The 19,938-nt window shown below is 67.1% G+C and carries 17 protein-coding genes and 1 pseudogene; 6 read left to right on the top strand and 12 right to left on the bottom strand.

Annotation, left to right across the window (positions count from 1 at the left end):
- Positions 1-16: 16 nt before the first annotated feature.
- A complete protein-coding gene (locus tag ACSQ9I_RS27340) occupies positions 17-994 on the top strand; it encodes a Bug family tripartite tricarboxylate transporter substrate binding protein (RefSeq protein ID WP_436315195.1) in 978 nt (325 codons plus the stop codon).
- Positions 995-1,014: 20 nt separating this feature from the next.
- On the opposite strand, the gene ACSQ9I_RS27335 is transcribed toward ACSQ9I_RS27340, so the two are convergent.
- Together ACSQ9I_RS27335 and ACSQ9I_RS27330 are read right to left on the bottom strand one after the other, a co-directional pair.
- Entirely contained in the window at positions 1,015-1,164 is a 150-nt protein-coding gene (locus ACSQ9I_RS27335) for a hypothetical protein (RefSeq protein ID WP_436315194.1), read from the bottom strand.
- Complete coding sequence (locus ACSQ9I_RS27330) at positions 1,164-1,412, bottom strand: hypothetical protein (RefSeq protein ID WP_436315193.1); 249 nt, start codon at positions 1,410-1,412, stop codon at positions 1,164-1,166. The genes ACSQ9I_RS27335 and ACSQ9I_RS27330 overlap by 1 nt, the downstream gene beginning before the upstream one ends.
- A 220-nt stretch (positions 1,413-1,632) precedes the next feature.
- Between ACSQ9I_RS27330 and ACSQ9I_RS27325 the strand changes: the two genes are divergently transcribed.
- The 5 genes from ACSQ9I_RS27325 (at position 1,633) to ACSQ9I_RS27305 (ending at position 10,396) form a co-directional block, all read left to right on the top strand.
- Positions 1,633-7,461 (top strand): GAF domain-containing protein, encoded by a 5,829-nt coding sequence (locus ACSQ9I_RS27325; RefSeq protein ID WP_436315192.1) that lies wholly within the window; start codon positions 1,633-1,635, stop codon positions 7,459-7,461.
- Positions 7,462-7,474: 13 nt separating this feature from the next.
- Positions 7,475-7,816: an Hpt domain-containing protein gene (locus ACSQ9I_RS27320; RefSeq protein ID WP_436294049.1), complete on the top strand. Its 342-nt coding sequence runs from the start codon at positions 7,475-7,477 to the stop codon at positions 7,814-7,816.
- Positions 7,809-8,864: an adenylate/guanylate cyclase domain-containing protein gene (locus ACSQ9I_RS27315; protein ID WP_436305705.1), complete on the top strand. Its 1,056-nt coding sequence runs from the start codon at positions 7,809-7,811 to the stop codon at positions 8,862-8,864. The genes ACSQ9I_RS27320 and ACSQ9I_RS27315 overlap by 8 nt, the downstream gene beginning before the upstream one ends.
- A gap of 500 nt (positions 8,865-9,364) precedes the next feature.
- Positions 9,365-9,850: a hypothetical protein gene (locus ACSQ9I_RS27310; RefSeq protein ID WP_436315191.1), complete on the top strand. Its 486-nt coding sequence runs from the start codon at positions 9,365-9,367 to the stop codon at positions 9,848-9,850.
- A 72-nt stretch (positions 9,851-9,922) separates the two neighbouring features.
- On the top strand, positions 9,923-10,396 hold the full coding sequence (locus ACSQ9I_RS27305; RefSeq protein ID WP_436315190.1) for a hypothetical protein: 474 nt from the start codon (positions 9,923-9,925) through the stop codon (positions 10,394-10,396).
- Between the two features lie 134 nt (positions 10,397-10,530).
- On the opposite strand, the gene ACSQ9I_RS27300 is transcribed toward ACSQ9I_RS27305, so the two are convergent.
- The 10 genes and pseudogenes from ACSQ9I_RS27300 to ACSQ9I_RS27255 all read right to left on the bottom strand — a co-directional run bounded on the left by ACSQ9I_RS27300 (position 10,531) and on the right by ACSQ9I_RS27255 (position 19,929).
- Positions 10,531-11,319, bottom strand: a complete 789-nt coding sequence (locus tag ACSQ9I_RS27300) for a class I SAM-dependent methyltransferase (protein ID WP_436315189.1) — start codon at positions 11,317-11,319, stop codon at positions 10,531-10,533.
- A 56-nt stretch (positions 11,320-11,375) separates the two neighbouring features.
- Complete coding sequence (locus ACSQ9I_RS27295; protein WP_436315188.1) at positions 11,376-11,867, bottom strand: H-NS family nucleoid-associated regulatory protein; 492 nt, start codon at positions 11,865-11,867, stop codon at positions 11,376-11,378.
- 73 nt (positions 11,868-11,940) lie between these two features.
- Positions 11,941-12,318 carry a VOC family protein gene (locus ACSQ9I_RS27290; RefSeq protein ID WP_436305700.1) on the bottom strand — a complete coding sequence of 126 codons (378 nt, stop codon included), beginning with the start codon at positions 12,316-12,318 and terminating at the stop codon, positions 11,941-11,943.
- 16 nt (positions 12,319-12,334) lie between these two features.
- Positions 12,335-13,801 (bottom strand): SRPBCC family protein, encoded by a 1,467-nt coding sequence (locus tag ACSQ9I_RS27285; RefSeq protein ID WP_436315187.1) that lies wholly within the window; start codon positions 13,799-13,801, stop codon positions 12,335-12,337.
- A gap of 85 nt (positions 13,802-13,886) precedes the next feature.
- Positions 13,887-14,327, bottom strand: coding sequence for an SRPBCC family protein (locus ACSQ9I_RS27280; protein ID WP_436315186.1), 441 nt, complete (start codon positions 14,325-14,327; stop codon positions 13,887-13,889).
- 3 nt (positions 14,328-14,330) lie between these two features.
- Positions 14,331-16,025 (bottom strand): flotillin family protein, encoded by a 1,695-nt coding sequence (locus ACSQ9I_RS27275; protein WP_436315185.1) that lies wholly within the window; start codon positions 16,023-16,025, stop codon positions 14,331-14,333.
- Positions 16,026-16,040: 15 nt separating this feature from the next.
- Positions 16,041-16,871: a phosphoenolpyruvate hydrolase family protein gene (locus tag ACSQ9I_RS27270; protein ID WP_436315184.1), complete on the bottom strand. Its 831-nt coding sequence runs from the start codon at positions 16,869-16,871 to the stop codon at positions 16,041-16,043.
- A gap of 17 nt (positions 16,872-16,888) precedes the next feature.
- Positions 16,889-18,127, bottom strand: coding sequence for a Tm-1-like ATP-binding domain-containing protein (locus ACSQ9I_RS27265; RefSeq protein WP_436315837.1), 1,239 nt, complete (start codon positions 18,125-18,127; stop codon positions 16,889-16,891).
- Positions 18,128-18,643: 516 nt separating this feature from the next.
- A pseudogene (locus ACSQ9I_RS27260) lies at positions 18,644-19,141 on the bottom strand (ABC transporter ATP-binding protein); the annotation flags it as partial.
- Entirely contained in the window at positions 19,141-19,929 is a 789-nt protein-coding gene (locus ACSQ9I_RS27255) for an ABC transporter ATP-binding protein (protein WP_436309909.1), read from the bottom strand. The pseudogene ACSQ9I_RS27260 and the gene ACSQ9I_RS27255, both read right to left, overlap by 1 nt.
- Positions 19,930-19,938 lie beyond the last annotated feature (9 nt).

Genomic DNA, 19,938 nt, shown 5'->3' with positions numbered 1-19,938 from the left:
TTTCAAGGAGCTTCCCATGTCGCCGATGCATCGCCGCACCTTCCTGAGCGCAGCCGCGCTGGTGGCCGCCGGGCCGAAGGCCTGGGCCGCCTTTCCCGACAAGCCGATCAAGCTGATCGTGCCCTGGGCTCCCGGCGGCAGCACCGATGCCATTGCGCGCGCCATGGCGCAAGGCATGAGCAGCGCGATGGGTATCTCGGTCATCGTGGACAACCGGCCCGGCGCCGCGGGCCAGATCGGCACCGAAGCCGCCGCCCGGGCCGCGCCGGACGGCTACACGATCGCCATCGTGGAACTCCCGCATGCCATCGCGCCGGCGGTGATGACCCGCCTGCCCTACGACCTGCTGCGCGACTTCACGCCGATGACGATGATCGGCACCTCGCCGTTGGTTTTCTTCGGCGGCATCGGTGCCGACAGCAAGGATTTCAGGAGCTTCATGAAGGCGGCTGCGGCCGCTGCTGCGTCGCCGCCCGCCATCGCGCACAGCGGCGCCGGCACCGTCAGCCACCTGGCCGCGGAGCTGCTGGCGACCCGCAGCCGGATCAGGTTCAACATGGTGCCGTACCGAGGTTCGGCGCCTGCGCTCAACGACGTGGCGGCGGGCATGGTGGCGGGCCACTTCGCCACGCTGGCCAGCGGCTCCAGCCTGCTCGCGGCCGGCAAGATCCGCGCGCTGGCCGTGGCCAGCCCGCAGCGTGTGGACCTGCCGGCGCTGCGGGGCGTGCCCACGCTGTCGGAGGCCGGCATCAAGGGCGTCGAGATCGACCAGTGGTGGGCCATGGTGGCGCCGGCCACCACACCGCTCGAGGTGACCGAACACCTGCGCAAGGAGGCCGCGGCAGCCCTGGCTCAGCCGGCCGTCAAGGAGCGGCTGTCGGCCCTGGCCGTGGAACTGAAAGCGTCCAGCAGCGGCGAGTTGCGCGCCTTCATGCGCGCGGAGGCCGAGCGCTGGCAGAAGGTGGCGAAGGAAATCGGCTTGCAGCCGCAGTAGCGGTAGCGGCGGCGCGATCCTCAGGAGAACGGGCGACCACGGTCGCGTTCTTTCGCGGCCTCCATGGCCGCGGACATCGACGACACCACGGCAGCCCACTCCTCGCCCCTCAGCAACAGCGCCGTTTGGGAATGGAGCAGCGTGTCTTCTCGGTCCAGATGGGCATGCATCAGCTGGCGGTGCTCTTGCAACAGGGCTTCGACGGTCCCGGTATCTCGAGCAGGACGACGCCCTTCGGGCGATGCGTCGTTTCGTCGAATGCCTGAAGGCGTTCGATGAGTTCGACGAGCGACGCCGCCTGCGGCCCCGGTCGTGTCCAATCCCCTGTTTTCAGCGTGCCGTCGACAAGCGCCAACAGCTCACGAATGCGAGTGTGCTCGGCACGCAAGATGATCCACGCGCATTCGGCCGCCAGCATGTTCTTGTCCCCTTTATGCCAGCTTACTCCTGTGCGCTTGCCTTGAAAGTCTGGCCGCGTGGGCAATGTGGTTTCAAGCAATTGAAGCACCGGCCATAGGGCCTCACACCCGCTCACCGCTTCGCCGTTAGACTCCACGCCGTGTGCGCCACTCGCGCATCACCCCCTGATCGCAGGAGGCAATTGCCATATGGCAAGGTCCCGGTCCCGGCCACTGTCGATGCGCGCGTTGCGCGCCGACACCCACCGGCGCGAGCCCTTCGAGCGCCTGGTCTACAGCGGGCTGCGCCTGAATGAATTGCGCCGCGAGAGTGAGCTGCACGAATTCCTGATCGACGAGGCGATCGAACTCAGCGGCGCGCAGCGCGTGCTGCTGGTGCTCGACAGCGACGACGGCCCGCGCATCGTCGCCTCGATGCTGCCGCAGGGCGAAGACGCCGCCGGCCTGCTCAGCGCCATTGGACCCTGGCTCGCCGAAACCCGCCGCACCCGCGCCGTGAGCCTGCGGCACGGGCCCGACGGTGCCGAACCCGCCGCCCAGCGCTCGTGCCTCATCGCTCCGCTGATCGCCCGGCGCGAGCTGATCGGCTGTCTTTACGCCGACATCGAAGGCGCGGCCGGTCGCTTCCATGGCGCGGACCGCGACCTGCTGGCCATGCTTGCGAGCCAGGCCTCCGTGGCCCTGGCCAATATCCGCTTCCGTGAGAGCCTGGAGCGCAAGGTGGCTGAGCGCACGGCCGAGCTCGCGCAACGCGCCGGGGAGCTCACACTCATCAACAGCATCCAGCAAGGCGTGGCCGCCAGGCTGGAGTTTCAGGCCATCATCAACCTGGTGGGCGACAAGCTGCGGGAAGTGTTTGCCACCGGCGACCTGAACATCGTGTGGTGGGATGACAAGACCAACCTGATCCAGGCGCTGTATCGCTACGAACACAACGTGCCGTTGCCGCTCCCGCCGGCGCGGCCGTTGAAGCCCGGCGAGGCGGCAGAACGAATCCTCCGCGAACGCCGGACCGGCGTGGCGAACACGCGCGAGGAACAGACCTGGATCGGCATGAGCCCGGCACCGGGAACCGATTGGGCGCACTCGATCGTCGCGGTCCCCATCATCGGCAGCGATCGCGCTCTGGGCGCCATCGTGCTGCAGAACCACGAGCGCGAATACGCCTTCGGGAGCAACGAGGTCCGACTGCTCGAAACGGTGGCGGCGAGCATGGGCCTGGCGCTGGAGAACGCCCGCCTGTTCGACGAGACGCAGCGCCGCGCCCGCGAATTGAAGGAGGCGCTGGCGCACCAGACCGCGACCGCCGAGGTGCTGCAGGTCATCGGCAGCTCGGTGGCCGACACCGGGCCCGTGTTCGACAAGATCCTCGAGTGCTGCGACCGTTTGTTCGACGCCGGTTCCTTCGCCTTGTTGATGGTCGACGCTCAGGGCCAGCTTGCGCTGACGCGTTGGCGGATGACGGCGGCCGGCCGCGCCGCGATCGGCGAGGCACGCGCAGCCGAGCTCGAGCCATTGATGCAGTCGAACTACCCGATGCCGCTGGCCGATACGTCTGCCGAACCCGCGTTCCGCACCGGAGACCTGGTGGAGTTTGCCGACGTGCTGAACGACGTCGGGGCGCCACTGGTGTTGCGCCGCAACGCCGAGCATCTGGGAAGGAGTTTCGCGAACCTGGCCGCTCCGCTGATGTGGGAGGGCCGCGGCATCGGCATCCTCAGCATGCAGCGCGGCGAGGTGGGTCCGTTCAGGCCCAGTGAGCGCGCTCTGCTCAAGACCTTCGCCGACCAGGCGGTGATCGCAATCCGGAACGCGCGGCTGTTCAACGAGACCCAGGAGGCGCTGCACAAGGTCGAGGAACGCACCGCCGAGCTGACCGAGTCCCTCGAGTACCAGACCGCGATCAGCGAGGTGCTGCGCGTCATCAGCGAATCGCCGACCGATGTGGCTCCCGTGTTCGAGGCGATCCTGGATTGCGCGACGCGGCTGCTCGGCAGCCCGACTTCCGCGATCTTGAGCTTCGACGGGCGCCTGGTTCATCTGGCAGCCACCCGGAACTGGGCTGCACCGGCGCTGGAGGCGGCACGCACGCTGTACCCGGCGCCTCCCGATTCGCACCTGATGAGCGGTCGCGCCATCATCGAGCGAAGGGCCCTGAGCAACGAGGATGCGGGGTCGGACCCGAATTACGACCGCACGATGGCGAAGACCGGAAACTGGCGCCGGATGATCGCTGCACCGATGCTCAAGGATGGCGCGCCGATCGGCGTGATCGTCACCGCGTGGCTGGAACCCGGCAAGACGCCGCGACGGCAGCTCGATCTGCTCAAGATGTTTGCCGACCAGGCCGTGATCGCGATCGAGAACGTGCGGCTGATCAATGAGACCCGGGAGGCGCTGGAGCGCCAGACCGCAACGTCCGAGGTGCTGAAGGTCATCAGCGGCTCGCCGACCGACGTGCAGCCGGTGCTCGACACGGTGGCCGAGCGCGCCGGCCTGTTGTGCCGGGCCGACGGCAGCCGGGTGTGGCTGGCCGCAGGCGAGCACCTGCGCGCGATGACGAGCTACGGGCCGGCGTACGGCGACTACTCACTGGGCGCAGAACTGCCGCTGCGCGCCAGCTCGATCGGCGGCCGTGCGTTCCTGGAGCGCCGTAGCGTGCATGTCGAAGACGTCGTCCCTCTTCTCGACACCGAATATCCGGACGTGCGCGAGCTTCAGGCGCGCAACGGCTTTCGCACGGTGCTGGCCGTGCCGATGATTCGCGATGGCGAATCGATCGGCGTGATCGCGCTGCTGCGCAACCAGGTACGGCCTTTTGCGCCAGCGGAGATCGGCCTGGTGCAGACTTTCGCCGACCAGGCGGTGATCGCCATCGAGAACGTGCGTCTGTTCAACGAAACCAGGCAGGCGCTGGAGCGGCAGACGGCAAGCGCCGAAGTCCTGCAGGTCATCAGCGGCTCGGTGGCCGACACCGCGCCGGTGTTCGACAAGATCCTGGAGAGCTGCGCCCGCCTGTTCCGCAGCTCCGAGCTCGGCATCGTGATCATCGACGAGGAGCAGCAGCTGTTGCGCTCCGCGGCCTACCGCGGCGAGTCGGCGCCGGCGGTGGCGCGCATCTTTCCGCTCCCGCTGCGCGAGGAGCCGGTCCACCAGGCGATCCGCGAAAACCGCGTGCTGCGCTACGCCGACGTGATGAACGGGGCCGACACACCCAAGAGCGTGCGCAACGCCGCGGTGATGCTCGGGACCGGCAACTACTCGCAGGTCTTCGCGCCGATGCAGTGGGAAGGGCGGGGCATCGGCATGCTGTACGTGACCCGCAACCCGCCCGTGCCCTTCAGCGAGCAGGAGGCCGGGCTGCTGAAGACCTTCGCCGACCAGGCCGTGATCGCGATCCAGAACGCGCGACTGTTCAATGAGACCAAGGAGGCACTGGAGCAGCAGACCTCCACGGCGGCGATCCTGCGCGTGATGAGCAGTTCGCCCACCGATGCGCAGCCCGTGTTCGAAGCGATCGCGGAGCGCGCCAGGGCGTTGTGCGGCGCGACCATCGGCACGGCCACGCGTTTCGACGGCCAACTGCTGCACATGGTGGGCTACCACGGCACGACACCGGAAGCGGAGGCGTCCATGCGCGCCGCATTTCCGATGAAGCTCGGGCGCGGCTCCAGCAACGCCCGCGCCATCATGGAACGCGCGCCAGTGCAGATTCCCGATGTGCACGCGGACGCTGATTACGAACTGAATGAACAGGCCAGGCAAGCGGGCTTTCGCAGTGTGCTGTCGGTGCCCCTGCTGCGCGAGGGCCGCGCCATCGGCACGGTCGGCGTTGCGCGTGAGCAGGCCGGTACTTTCCCCGCCAAGTCCGTCGCCCTGCTGCAGACCTTCGCCAGCCAGGCCGTGATCGCGATCGAGAACGCGCGCCTGTTCCGTGAGACCCAGGAAGCGCTGGAACGGCAGACGGCGACAGCGGAAATCCTGAAGGTCATTGCAAGTTCGCCCGCCGACGTGCAACCTGTCTTCAGCGCCATCGTTCAAAGCGCGCGGCAGTTGGTCGGCGGGTTCTCCGCGACATTGCTGCGGCGCATCGACGATTCGATCCATCTCGCCGCATACACACCCACCAGCGAGGAGGGCGACCAGGCGCTGAAGAACTACTTTCCCGCCCCGGTGACGTCGGACTATATCTACCAGCCCCTGGTGACGGGCAAGCCGCTTGTCATGGAAGACATCGAGGCGAATGCGGAAGTCTCGGATGCATTGCGAGCGCTGGCGCGCCGAAGGGGATGGCGTGGCCAGGCCGGCGTCCCGCTGGTGCACGAGGGCGCGCCCATCGGCATGATCAGCGTGACCCGCAGCGCGGCCGGGCCGTTCTCCAGCCACCAGGTGGAGCTTCTCAAGACCTTCGCCGACCAGGCCGTGATTGCCATACAGAACGCCCGAATGTTCAATCAGACGCAGGAGGCGCGTGCCGCGGCCGAGGCCGCCAACGACGCGAAAAGTTCGTTCCTGGCGACCATGAGCCACGAGATCCGCACGCCCATGAACGCGGTGATCGGCATGAGCGGCCTCTTGCTCGATACGAGGCTCGACACCGAGCAGCAGGACTACGTCGCGACCATCCGCGATTCGGGCGATGCGCTCTTGACCATCATCAACGACATCCTCGACTACTCGAAGATCGAGGCCGGGCGCATGGACATCGAATCGCACCCGTTCGACCTGCGCGACTGCGTGGAGGCGGCGCTCGACCTCGTCAGCACGCGCGCGACCGAGAAGCAGCTCGACATTGCCTATGTGTTCGAGGGCGACGTGCCCGCGGCCGTGAGCGGCGACCTCGCGCGGCTGCGGCAGATCCTGCTGAACCTGTTGAGCAACGCGGTGAAGTTCACAGAGGCCGGCGAGGTGGTGTTGACGGTGAGTTCGCAGGCCGCCTCCGCCGGCAAGGTGGCGCTGACCTTCGCCGTGCGCGACACCGGCATCGGCCTGTCGCTGCAAGGCATGAGCCGGCTGTTCCAGTCGTTCACGCAGGCCGACTCGAGCACCACGCGCAAGTACGGCGGCACCGGCCTGGGCCTGGCGATCAGCAGGCGGCTGGCCGAACTGATGGGCGGACGCATGTGGGTGGAAAGCGAGGGTGTGGGCAAAGGCTCGACCTTCCTCTTCACCATCGAGGCGCCGACCGCGAACCTGCCGCCGAGCCGGCGCCGCGACCATGTCGGCGTGCAGGCCGGACTGCAGGGAAAGCGCGTGCTGATCGTCGACGACAACGCGACGAACCGGCGCGTGCTCTCGCTGCAGACTGGCAAGTGGGGCATGAGTTCGCGCGACACGGAATCGCCGCTCGAAGCCTTGCGCTGGCTCGAACAGGGCGAGCGCTTCGATCTCGCGATCCTCGACATGCACATGCCCGAGATGGACGGCATCGACCTCGCGCGACGCATCCGGGCGAGCCACGCCGTGCTGCCACTCGTGCTGTTCAGCTCGCTGGGGCGGCACGAGACGCATGCCGCCGAATCGTTCTTCAATGCGTACCTGGCCAAGCCGATCCGCCAGTCGCACCTGTTCGACACGTTGATGGGCCTGCTCGCGCACGACACGCCTGCGAAACCTGCAGCCGCCGATGCGGCCAAGCCGCAGATCGACCCGACGATGGCAGCACGCCACCCGCTGCGCATCCTGCTCGCCGAAGACAACGCGGTGAACCAGAAGCTCGCCATGCGCCTGCTGCAGCAGATGGGCTACCGGGCCGACCTCGCCTCCAACGGCATCGAGGCGGTGGAATCGGTGCAGCGCCAGGCCTACGATGTGGTGCTCATGGATGTGCAGATGCCCGAACTCGACGGACTGGACGCGACGCGGCAGATCTGCAAGCTGCTGGAGGCGCCGCAACGGCCGCGCATCGTGGCGATGACGGCCAACGCCATGCAGGGCGACCGTGAGATGTGCATGGCCGCAGGCATGGACGACTACCTGACCAAGCCGATCCGCGTCGATCGGCTGGTCGAAGCGCTGAACAGCGTGCTCGTACGAAAGGACCGATGAAAGGAGCGATGACATGAGCGCTGCGACCATCGACCTCGCGACTTTTGCGGAACTGCAGGACACTGCGGGAGCCGACTTTGTCAAGGAACTGGTGCAGACCTTTCTCGAAGAGGCACCGGCGATGCTGAAGGAGCTTCGCGACGCGATGGACTCGGGCAATGCTGATGACTTCCGCCGCGCTGCGCATTCGCTCAAGTCGAACAGTCTCACCTTCGGCGCGCATACGCTGGGCGCGATGGCGCGCGAACAGGAACTCGGGGGCCTGGCGGCCGCGCAGCAATCGAATGCACTCGACGCGCTGGCGCTGGAGTACGCCCGGGTCGCCGCGGCTCTGACGGAGCTGATCCATGGTTGACTTGCGCCACGCGCCGGCCCACCTCCTCGTGGCGGACGACAACAAGGTCAACCGCCTGCTGCTGACCCGCAGCCTCGAACTGCAGGGCCACCGCGTCGAAAGCGCCGAGAACGGACGTGTCGCCCTGGAGCTGCTGCGGCGCGACACCTACGACCTGCTGCTGCTCGACATGGAAATGCCCGAGATGGACGGCTTCCAGGTGCTGGAGCAACTGACCGCCGATCCGAAGCTGCGCGACCTGCCCGTGATCGTGACCTCGTCGCTCGAGGGCGTGGCCACCATCGTGCGCTGCATCGAGCTCGGCGCTGAGGACTACCTGCACAAGCCGGTCAATGCGGTACTGCTGAAGGCGCGCATCGGCGCCAGCCTCGAGAAGAAGCGCCTGCGCGACCAGCAGAAGGAACTGGTGCGCCGCTTCGCCACCTCCGAGGTCGCGCAGGACCTGCAGCAATCCGGCTTCGCGCTCGGCGGGCGACGCGTGCAAGGCGCGGTGATGTTCTCCGACATTCGCAGCTTCACCGCGCTGGTCGAGTCGCAGCCGCCCGAAGAGACGATCGAACTGCTGAACACGTACTACACGCTGATGTTCGACGCGATCAACGGCCATGGCGGCGTGGTGAACCAGATGATCGGCGACGGGCTGATGGCCATCTTCGGCGCCCCGCTGCCGCTGCCCGACCACAGTGCGGCCGCGGTGCGCGCGGCGCTCGACATGGTCGAGATGATCGAGCTGCTGAACACAGAGCGCATCGCTGCGGACAAGCCTGCGATCCGCATCGGCGTGGGAATCGCCAGCGGCGAAATGGTGGCGGGCTACACCGGCACGCAGCAGCGCGCGACCTACACCTGCATCGGCGACACGGTGAACCTTGCCGCACGACTCGAGGCGCACACCAAGCTTGCGAAGCGGACGATCCTGATCGATCCGGCAACCTGCATGGCACTCGGTGGACGCATTCCGGTCGAGCCCCTCGGGGCGGCGTCGTTCCGGGGCAAGGCGGCGCCGGTCGAGGTGTACGCCGTCACTGGCAGCAACGCATCAGAGTGAAGGGTCGCCGTGCGGCTGCAAAGAGGCAGCGTCCATAAATCGAGTTTTCGAACGTGCCAACGTAAACGTCCGCTTTTGCGACTTGTAGCTTTCCGAAATGGCAGGCATCAATTCGTAACTGACGAACGAAACTATCGTAACCAACTACAACGGGTGCAACTGGCCATAGGAGGGCCAACATGTCAGCGCATTCCGACACCGTCGCCAAAAGGGTATCGAGCCGCAAGGCTTTCTGTTGAAGCCATAGAGGGCGGTACAGCGAAACGGTACCCGTCTCGCAGGGCAATGAGCTTGCGCATCCGAGGAATTTGTGTTCGGAACCTGTTGCGTGTTTCAACGGGGATAAGTTCCGCCTTCGCCTATTTCGTTTGTCTAATGTCAAACTTTATTATTAAGTTCAGCATGCCATGTGTTCTCAGGGCGCCGCGATGTTGACCTCAGCGCCAGCACCGAGACGCACCCAAGAACAGATGATTTTCAATCTTACTTGGAGGCTTAATATGAAGAAGACACTACTGATAGCGGCAATGCTGACGTTTGGAGCCGGACAGGCGCTCGCCGCGGCACACTTCTTCAGCGCCGACGCATCCGTGAATTCGAATGGGGCCCTAGTGGTCAGTTTTGATGAAGCCGGAGTGGGGAATGCAACAGTGCTCGAAAGCCTTACAGCTCAGGGCACGGCGGTGTACGCGTGCATCAACCACGGGGGAAAGAATCCGAGCGCCAGCAACAAGACCACCGTCACGGGAGCCGTTCGGGCTGACGACACATTCCCGGCCACCAAGAATGGCCGAGTCAGGGGGAGCCTGGCAGCTGGCCCTCCGGACGAGGGCAACTTTGCCTGCCCATCCGGTCAAGATCTCATCATCGCATGCGTCAGATACACAGATGTGCTGCTCACTGACTTGACCAACGGCGTCTCGATTGTGCCAACTGGCACCTTCTCCAGAAACTTCTTCAGCATCCCAGGCTCTTGTCCCAACTAAGCAAGAGGCCGCGTCGGAAGGGACCCTGGGCAAGCTCGGGGCCCTTCCCCGTTGTGGTTTCGCCGTGCCCGGATGCGATCAGGCCAGCGTCTTGATCTTCGACACTCATCAAGCGCACCAGGCAACCGGAAGCAAGTAATAACGGCCATCTCGGCCAACACCAAGGACATCGTCGTGGTGCATGGACAACGTGGAGCGCGCCTTGCGCTTGCAGGTCTTGGCCTGGCAACCCTCTCGGCAGCTGCTGCGGCGCCGCCGTTCGCAGCCGAAGCTCGACGGCCTTCCTCCACTGAAGCCGATCGGATCGAACAATCAGCCGGCGTCGAAGTCCAGGCCGACGAGTCTGGCTTGGCAAGCCATGGCGGCGCGCTCTACAGCCCGTTCAGCACCGCTTTTGACATGGCCGCGTCAACACCGCACGCCTACGCCACGTCGACACGACAAAACGCGGACGACGGATCGCCCAACCCCGTGACGGCGGCAGTCACCGCGCTCGTTGCTGTGGGGTTCCTCGTCATTCTTGTTCGCGTCCTGATTGCGAGTTAGGGGCGCCTGCGCCTTGACTCTAACTAAACGGGGATGACTCGGGTAGTCCACATAGCATCTGTTGGCCGACTGTCGCCGGTCGCGGCCGGCGAGCTTCTGGCCCTAAACAGACATTGCTCTTGCTGCAGCGCGCCCTAGACAACTCCGCGTACAGCCCAAAACGACGTTGTCAGGGCGCGTGGTCCGTCAGGCAAGCCGCAGAGATACGCTGCTCGGACATGATGCTTCAGTTCGTCGCGTTTCGACATTGCAAGCTGCGTCACGTAGCTGCCCGTCTTTCCTTGCCCGGTGAGGAACGTAGACCAGTAGTCATCAAACGACTGGTACTCGAATAGGGCGGCAAGTTGGTCTTCCACGACGGCGGTGAAGCTCGCAGCTTCGAACAAGTCCGCGAGTCCTCCGGGCCAACCGAGCGCCTTCGAGACCATTTCGTCGCGCATTGCAGCGCCGTCTGCATCGAGGACGGCAGCGGCGTCCCAAACCAGGCTGAATGGCGTCCAGCCGCAGCGGAAATTGTTGACGACCACAGTGACCATGCCGCCCTTGCGCGTGACCCGCTTCATCTCGCGCAGGCCCTGGGCGGAGTCCGGAAGCACGTCCAGCGCGAGCATGGATAGGGCGCGGTCGAAAACCCCATCCTGGTACGAAAGGTTAAGGGCATCGCCGACTTCGAAGACCACGTCCTGCCTTGCGGTCACACGCTGTGCAAATTCAACGTAAGAGGGAGACAGATCGACGCCGGTTGCGCGCGCCCCGGCGAGCGATATGGCACGCGTCAGATGGCCTGTGCCGCAACCCACGTCAAGGATGGCCTCGTTTGCCGAAACACCTGCGAATCGAACAACGGACGGTGCAAGGCGTTGGCTTCCTCGACCGACATATGCTTCATAGCCCTCAGGGTCGGTCGCTACGAACACTGCCATTTGAAACTCCTCAGAACCTGCATTGCAGACTTCCGGTGCGGCGCGTCAGCCGTGTCTCAGGCAGTCATCTCCTCGAGTGTCTTTCCCGCATCCAGCGCCTCTTTCAACCAGCGCGGCCGCGGGCCCATTCCCGACCATGTGTGTCCAGCCTCATCTCGATACACAACCTTGGACTTCCGCTTCTTGGACTTATTGAGCTTTTTTACGCTCGACGCGCCCGACGACGAAGCCGCGGTGGCGAACTCTTCAAGCGCCCTGCCGGCATTGAGAGCGTCGCGCAGCCAGTACGGGCGTTTCCCAATGCCTGACCAGGAATTGCCTTGACCGTCGCTGTACTTCGTTGACCGAGTGGGGGCAGTCTTTCCTGCTTTCGCCTTCACACTGCCGGCAGTCGCTCCGAAGCCCAACTGCTCTGGAGTGAGCCCGTAGTGGGCGATGGCCACCTTGATGCGCGCAACTACTCCATCGACCTCCTGCCTGCGCAAATTCTCAGCTTGGCGCTGGAGAGTCTCGATTTGCTTTTGGATCTGCTTGTAGCTTTGAGTCATTGACCTTGGTTCCGAGATTTGGAAAGACTCGACTTTAGTCTCATTGACGAGTCTTGCCAAAATGCGGCCGCCGCTACGGCTTCTCGGAGGCGTCGAAGTCGAGTTCGACCTTCGCTCCGTTGGGGTCATGACAGAACAGCTGCCAGGTGCCCGCACCCGCCTGCTGCCGCAGCTCGTACTTCGTGCCGCTCTGGTCGAAGCGGGCTTTCACGGCACGCAGGTCGCGTGCGGTGAAAGCCATGTGGTCGATGACGCCGGTGCGCTGCGCCGGCACCGGCCGCTCGAAGTAGAGGTGCAGCACCGCCTGCGGCCCCTCGCCGTAGAGCCATGCGCCGGGAAAGCCGAGGTCCGGTCGATGGCCGATGGTGAGCCCGAGCAGGCCCGTGTAGAAATCCAGGGTCTTCTTCTCGTCTTCGGCCGTGACGGTGAAGTGATTCATCCCGACGATCATTTCGCTCTCTCCTTGTTCATGGCAGCAACACCAGCGCGCCGATGGTGGCGCGCGATTCGAGCCGCGCGTGCGCCTCTGCCGCGGCGTTCAGTGAATAGCGTTCGATCGGCGGCGCCTTGATCGTGCCGTCGGCGAGCGCGTCCCAGACCCGTTGCGCGCGCTCCGCGAGCTGCTCGTTCGTCGCTACGTAGTCGAACACCACGGGCCGCGAAAAGCTCAGCGACTTGGCGAGCAGCGCGTCGGCCGGCAAGGGCGCCAGCGGGCCGCTGGCCTGGCCGAGGCTGATCCAGTGGCCGCGGCGCGCGAGGGCGGCGAGGTTCTCGTCGCGCGCCGCGTCGCCCAGGCCGTCGATCACCACGTCGGCGCCGCCGCAGGCGCGCTGCACGGCATCGGCGAAACGGTAGTCGCGGGTCACGATCACGTGCTCGCAGCCGTGCTCGCGCGCGACGCGGGCCTTCTCCTCGCTCGACACGGTGCCCAACACGACCGCGCCGAGACGGCGCGCCCAGGAGCAGACCAGCAGGCCCACGCCGCCGGCTGCCGCATGGACCAGCAGCCGCGTGCCGCGCTGCACGCGCCCGAGGTCGCGCAACAGGTAGTCGGCGGTGATGCCCTTGAGCAGCAGCGCGGCGGCGAGCTCGTCCTCGACTGCCGCGGGCAGCCGCACCACCCAAGCGGCCGGCACGCAGCGCACCTCGCAATACGCGCCGGGCACCGGGCCGAGGTAGGCCACGCGGTCGCCCGGCAGGAGGCCGCTGACCTGCGGCCCGACATCGAGCACGCTGCCGGCGGCCTCCATGCCGGGCACGCCGGGAAGGGGAAGCAGGGACGGCACCCAGCCGCGCCGCAGGTACACGTCGATGAAGTTGACGCCGATGGCGCGCTGCCGGATGCGCACCTCGCCCTCGCGCGGCGCCGGGGCTTCGGCCTCTTGCGGGCGCAGCTCCTCGGGCCCGCCGTAGCGCTCGACGACGACACGGCGCGTGGGCACGGCCAGAGCCATGGGCATCGCCGCGGCGCGGCCCGCCGGTTGCAGATCGCTGCCTTGCCGCAAATGCCGGCGCAGGTTCTCGAAGCCGGCCTCGTAGACGCCTTGCGCCACCATGTCGCGCAGTTCGCGTTCCATGCCGGGCGGCGTGGCGAAGGTCGATTCCCAATGCCAGAAGGTGCGGTTGCCGTCGGTCACCGGCTTGAGCGTGACGGTGGCCACGTAGCGCTGCAGCGGCACCGTGGCCTCGACGATGCAGTAGGTGCTCTTGTGCTCGGTGTCCGACAGCGTCAGCAACTGCTCGCGGATGCGGTTGCCGTCTCGGAGGGTGAAGCTGCGCACGCAGCCGACCTGGTCGCTGCGCTCGCCGCCTTCGATGCGGCTGGTCTCGACCACTTCATGCCACGCTTCATGGCTGTTGAAGTCGCGCAGCACCGCCCACACGCGCTCGATCGGTGCGTCGATGATGGTCGAGCGCACCACGCGTTGGAGCATCAGGACTCCCGCCGGGCCGCCCCCAGGGAGGCCTGCGCCCCCTCGGGGGGCAGCGAATACACGAAGTGATGAGCGTGGGGGCCCATCACCGACCCCCGAAGTGGCGCTTCAGGGCATCGAAGCCGCCCTGGAACACGCCGCTGCCGATCGACTCGGTCAGCTCGCGCTCGCGGCCCTCATCGCAATCGAACTCCGCGCTCCACTCGGCGAAGCAGCGCGCGCCATCGGTCACCGGCGTCAGCTTGAGCGTGGCGGTGTAGTGCTCTACCGTCATCGGGCTCTCGAGGATCTCGTAGGTGCAGCTGTATTCATAGTCCGACAAGGCCAGCAGCTTCTCGCGGACCATGCCGCCATCGCGCAGGTGGAAGTGGCGGATGCAGCCGACACGATCGCCAGGCTGGTTGTTCTCGATCCGGCTGTCCGCGATCAGCGGATGCCATTGCGGCAGGCCGTTGAAATCGCGGATGCGCGACCACACGCTGTCGGCACTGGCGTCGATGACGCTCGAAACGTACACCTGCACCATGCGTTATTCCTTGGCCTTGCCAGTGCCCGAAGGCAGCGCGACGTGGGCGCCGCTGACATCACCCACCAGGCGCTGGATGTCGCCGCCTTCGATGCCGATCTCGCGAAGCAATTGATCCACCAGCGGCGCCTGCGCGCGAAAACGCAACGCGGAGTTGACCAACCCGTCGGCGAAACCGCCGCCGTCGCCGTTCTGGGCGCCCGTGCCCGACGAGCCGCCGAGGCCGTCGACGTGCAGGATCTTGATGCCCTCGATGCGCTCCATCGGCCGCACCGACTCGCGGATGATCGCTTCGGCCTTCTCGACCAGCTTCATGCGCAGTGCCGACATGCGCGCTTCGGGCGACAGCATGTTGTGCGCCTCGTTCATCATGCGCGCCGCCTCGGCTTCGATCTCGGCGCGTACGCGCATCGCCATCGACTTGATCTTCTCGGCATCGGCGTCGGCTTCGGCCTGGGCGCGCACCGCGGCGCCGCGGTCGGCGCTGGCGTCCTTCTCGGCCTGCGCCGCCGAAGTGAGGCGCAGGGCATCGCGCTCGGCGATCTGCGCCGCGCCGATCAGCTCGATGGCCTTCTTGCGCTCGGCCATCTCGACCTCGCGCGCCGTGAACACCTTCTCCTCGGCCGAGACCGCCAGCGCACGGGCGGTCTCGGCCTCGGCCTGGGCCTCGCTCTGCGCCTTGCTCTCGCGCGCGACCGCAATCGCGCGCTGCTGCTCGGCGAGCTCGAGCGACATGCGGCGTTCGATCTCGGCGCTCTGGATCGCGCGCTCCTTGCCGATGCGCTCCTCCTCGATGGTCTGCTCGGAGCGGATGCGCGCCGCGTCGATGCTCTGCTTGGCCGTGATCTGCGCACCCTCGGCCGCCTGTTCGCGCTGCGCGCGTTCGGTGGCCACCTCGGCACGCTGGCGGGCCCGCGCGATCTCGACCTCGCGCTGCTGCGTCAGGCGCGCGAACTCGCCTTCGCGATCGATCTCGAGCGAGAGCTTCTCCGCCTCGAGATTCTTGTTGCGGATCGCGATCAGCGTGTCCTGCTCGACGTCGTTGCGCTGCTTCTTGCGGTGCTCGATCTGTTCGGTCAGGCGCGTCAGGCCCTCGGCGTCGAAGGCGTTGCTCGGGTTGAAGAACTCCATGCCGGTCTGGTCCAGCTGCGTCAGCGAGGCGGCTTCGAGTTCGAGGCCGTTCTTCGTCAGATCCTCGGCCACGGCTTCGCGCACGCGCCTGACGTAGGCGCCGCGCTTCTCGTGCAGTTCCTCCATGGTCATCTCGGCGGCGGCGGTACGCAGCGCGTCGACGAACTTGCCCTCGACCAGCTCCTTCAACTGGTCCGGCTCCATCGTCCGCAGGCCCAGCGTCTGCGCCGCTGCGGCCACTGCATCGGCGTTGGCGGCCACGCGCACATAGAACTCGGCGATCACGTCGACGCGCATGCGGTCTTTCGTAATCAGCGCCTTGTCGCGGCCGCGGCTCACTTCGAGGCGCAGCGTGTTCATGTTGACCGGGATCACGTCGTGCACGATCGGCAGCACGAAGGCGCCGCCGTCGAGCACCACCTTCTGGCCACCGAGGCCGGTGCGCACGAAGGCCCGCTCCTTGGAGCTGCGCAGGTACAGCCAGTGGAGCAGCCAGACCGCGATCGCGACGACGATCGCGACGACGATCAGCCCCAGGATGAAATTGCCGAATTGAGCGCCTGACATGGATCTGCTCTCCTGTTATCGGGTGATCTGAACGAAGCGGCGGGTGGTCTCGGTGAGCGCGGCCTCGACCGGCAGCCGCTCCATCGAACTCGCGCCGTAGAAGCCGTGGCATGCGGGGCAATGCGCCAGCACGTGCTGCGCGTCCTCGGGCGTGGCGATCGGGCCGCCGTGACACAGCACGATCGCTTCCGGGTTCACTGCATGCGCTGCCGCGGCCCACAGGTTGATGCGGTCCATGCAGTCGGCCAGCGTGAGCGCGGTCTGCGCGCCGATCACGCCGCCGGTGGTGAGCCCCTGGTGGCACACGATGATGTCCGCGCCGGCCGCGGCCATTGCGCGCGCATCGGCCTCGCTGAACACATAGGGCGTGGTCAGCAGGTCGAGCGCGCGGGCACGTTCGATCATCTGGACCTCGAGCGCATAGCCCATGCCGGTCTCTTCGAGGTTCGCGCGGAAGGTGCCGTCGATCAGCCCGACGGTCGGGAAGTTCTGAACGCCCGAGAAGCCGAGGCCGATCAGCCGCTGAAGGAACTCCTCCGGGATCATGAACGGGTCGGTGCCATTGACGCCCGCCAGCACTGGCGTGTTCCTCACCACCGGCAGCACCTCGTGCGCCATCTCGCAGACGATCTGGTTCGCGTTGCCGTAGGCCAGCAGGCCCGCGAGCGAGCCGCGGCCGGCCATGCGGTAGCGGCCGGAGTTGTAGATCACGATCAGGTCGATGCCGCCGGCTTCCTCGCACTTCGCCGACAGGCCGGTGCCGGCGCCGCCGCCGATGATCGGCCGGCCGGCGGCGATCTTGGCGCGGAAGCGTTCGAGCAGTGTCGTTCTGGCGATGCGGGGCATGGTCGGGTCGTGTGTGATCAGGCGCGCCGTGCGCCGGCCGTGGGTCTGGACACCTCGTACCACGCGCTGACCAGCGCGTCGGCAAAGGCCTCGTCGTTGATATGCAGCGGCAAGCGCTGCAGCTTGCGGTCGATGCCGCTTCGGAAGGAATGCTCGATCGCGGCGAACAGCGCCCGGTCGGCCTCCGGGTCGTGGAAGGGCTGACCCGGCCGGTCGATCGCGGAGACGCCGCCCTCGGGAATCAGGAAGCGCACCGGTCCGCGCATCGCATTGAGCTTGGCGGCAATGAACTCGCCGATGGCGCGGCATTCGTGGGCCGTGGTCCGCATCAGCGTCACGGTCGGGTTGTGGCGGTAGAGCTTGCGCGCCTTGAAGCGCTCGGGCACCGTGTCCCAGGCGCCGAAGTTCACCATGTCCAGCGCGCCGCAGGAACCGACATAGGGCAGCGCATGGCGCGCGAACACGTCCATGCGCGCCGCGCCGGCCGAGAGCACGCCGCCTGCGATCTCGTCCGCGATCTCGGTCGTCGAGACGTCGATCACGCCGGCGAGCATGCCCGAGTCGGCGAGCTTTTCCATCGACTGGCCGCCGACGCCGGTGGCATGGAACACCAGGCAGTCGTAGCTGTCCTCGAGGCGCTTCGTGACCGCCTGCACGCAGGGCGTCGTCACGCCGAACATCGTGAGGCCGATTGCCGGCTTGCTGGAGGTCGAGCGGACCGGCGGGTGGGCGATCATTCCGGCCAGCGCGTTCGCGGCGTTGGCAAGCACGCATTCGCTGATGCGATGGATGCCCTGCACGTCGGTGACCGAGTACATCATGCAGATGTCGCTCGGACCCACGTAGGGCCGTGTGTCGCCGCTGGCCATGGTCGAGACCATCATCTTCGGCACGCCGATCGGCAGTGCGCGCATGCCCTGGGTGGCCATCGAGGTGTTGCCGGAACCGCCGGCGGAGATGATGCCGCCGAGGTCGCGCCGCGTCTGCACGAAGGCTTCGAAGGCGAGCGCCATCGCGGCGGTCGCGCTGCCGCGGTCGCCGCTGAAAACGGCCGACTCGCCTTGCGGGTGGTGGCGCGCCACCTCGCGCGGATGCACGCTGGCCGACGAGGTCCGGCCGGAGGTCGACAGGTCGACCGTGACCACGCGCAGGCCCGAGCGCTCCAGGCACTGGCGCAGGAAGAACAGCTCGCGGCCCTTGGTGTCGAAGGTGCCGGCCACGTAGGCCGCGCGAGCGCTGCTGGCGGCGACGGGCAAGTCGAAGACCCGGGGCGATGCGGCCGGAGGCGGGGCCGGCGCGATGGCCGATGCCGGCGCTGCGGGCGGTAGTGGCGCGACCCGCGCGATGTCGACCACGGGCGCGGCCGTGCCGCCGGCGTTCCAGCGCGTGAAGCCGCGCACCCTGCTGGGCGCCAGATCGTCGAGCGAAGGCGCGCCCTCGCCATGCGCGCGGCGCACGGTGAACACCTGCGTGGGCGCGGGCTGCTCGATGCCGCCGTCCGCGGCGCCGAGCTCGGCTTCCTCGTCATGGCCGTTCGAGCGCACGCCGAGCAGGCGCTCCTGCAGCTCGCGATCGCCGGCGAGCTGGGCGATCGGCATCTGCTGCGCGATGCGGCCGTTGACCATCACGCCGATCCGGTCGGCCACGGAGATCGCCACGCCGAGGTTCTGCTCGATCAGTAGCACCGCGATCTTGCCTTCGGTCGCGAGATCGCGCAGAGCCTGCGCCACCTGCTCGACGATCACCGGCGCCAGGCCTTCGGTGGGCTCGTCCATCACCAGCAGCTTCGGGTCCAGCAGCAGCGCGCGCCCGATCGCGAGCATCTGCTGCTCGCCGCCGGAGAGCTGCGCGCCGCCGTGGCCGCGGCGTTCGGCGAGGCGCGGGAACATGGCGTAGATGCGGTCGACTTCGCGCCGCCGGACGGCGACCAGGCGCAGCGTCTCGTCGACCGAGAGCGAGGGCCACACGCGGCGTCCCTGCGGCACGTAGGCGATGCCACGCTTCGTGATCTCGTTCGGCGCCAGGCCGAGGATCTCCTTGCCCGCGAGCCGGATGCTGCCGCGCGCCGGCACCAGCCCGGTGAGCGCGTTGCACAGCGTGGTCTTCCCCATGCCGTTGCGGCCGACGATGCCGAGCACGCCGCGTTCCAGCGTCAGGCTCACGCCCTGCAGTGCATGGGCGCGGCCGTAGAAGACGTCGAGCGATTCGATCGCGAGCGCTGTAGCGCTGCCGCTGCTCGCGTTGTCGTGCTTGGCGCGGAACCAGGTCATCAGTGCCGGCTCCCCATGTAGATCGCCTGCACCTGCGCGTCGTTCTCGATCTCGCCGGGACTGCCGGTGCGAAGCTCGCGCCCGTTGTGCATCACGGTGACTCTGTCGACCACGCGCAAGGCGATGTCGAGGTCGTGCTCGATCAGGACGAAGCTCATGTGCGCAGGCAGCGAGCGCAGCAGCGCGACGAGCTCGCGGCGCTCGGCCGGCGACAGGCCCGCGGCCGGTTCGTCGAACAGGATCAGGCGCGGCGCGCCGGCCAACGCCATGCCGATCTCCAGCTGGCGCTGCTGGCCATGGGCCAGATTGGCGACGCGCTCGTTCGCGATGTGGGCCAGGCGCGAGCGTTCGAGCAGGTCCTGGGTCGCGACCATGGACGCGTCGGTCGCGCGCGGCCGCCAGCAGCTGAAGCGGCCGCTGGCAACCCCGCGCACCGCGAGGAACAGGTTGTCGCGCACCGTCAGCTCGCGAAACAGCAACGAGGACTGGTAGGTGCGCCGCAAGCCCTTGCGGATGCGTTCGTAGGGCGGCAGCTCGGTGATGTCCTCGCCGAAGAAGCGGATCCGCCCGGCGGTGGGCGGAAAGTCGCCGGTGATGGCGTTGAAGAGCGTGGTCTTGCCGGCCCCGTTGGAGCCGAGCACCGCGTACTTCTGCCCTGCGGCGACCGCGAAGGAGATGTCGTCGACCGCCCGCAGCGCGCCGAAGGTTCGCGTGACGCCGGCCAACACCAGCGCGTCGCTGGACGCGAGCGGTGCGGGCGGCCTGGCGATGGACGTGACGGAAGCCACCGGCGCCTT

This window comes from Variovorax sp. LjRoot84 (assembly GCF_964254305.1).
Classification (GTDB): domain Bacteria; phylum Pseudomonadota; class Gammaproteobacteria; order Burkholderiales; family Burkholderiaceae_C; genus Variovorax.
Note: the sequence above shows the minus strand (reverse complement) of the source record. Positions and strands in the feature narration are given on the sequence as shown.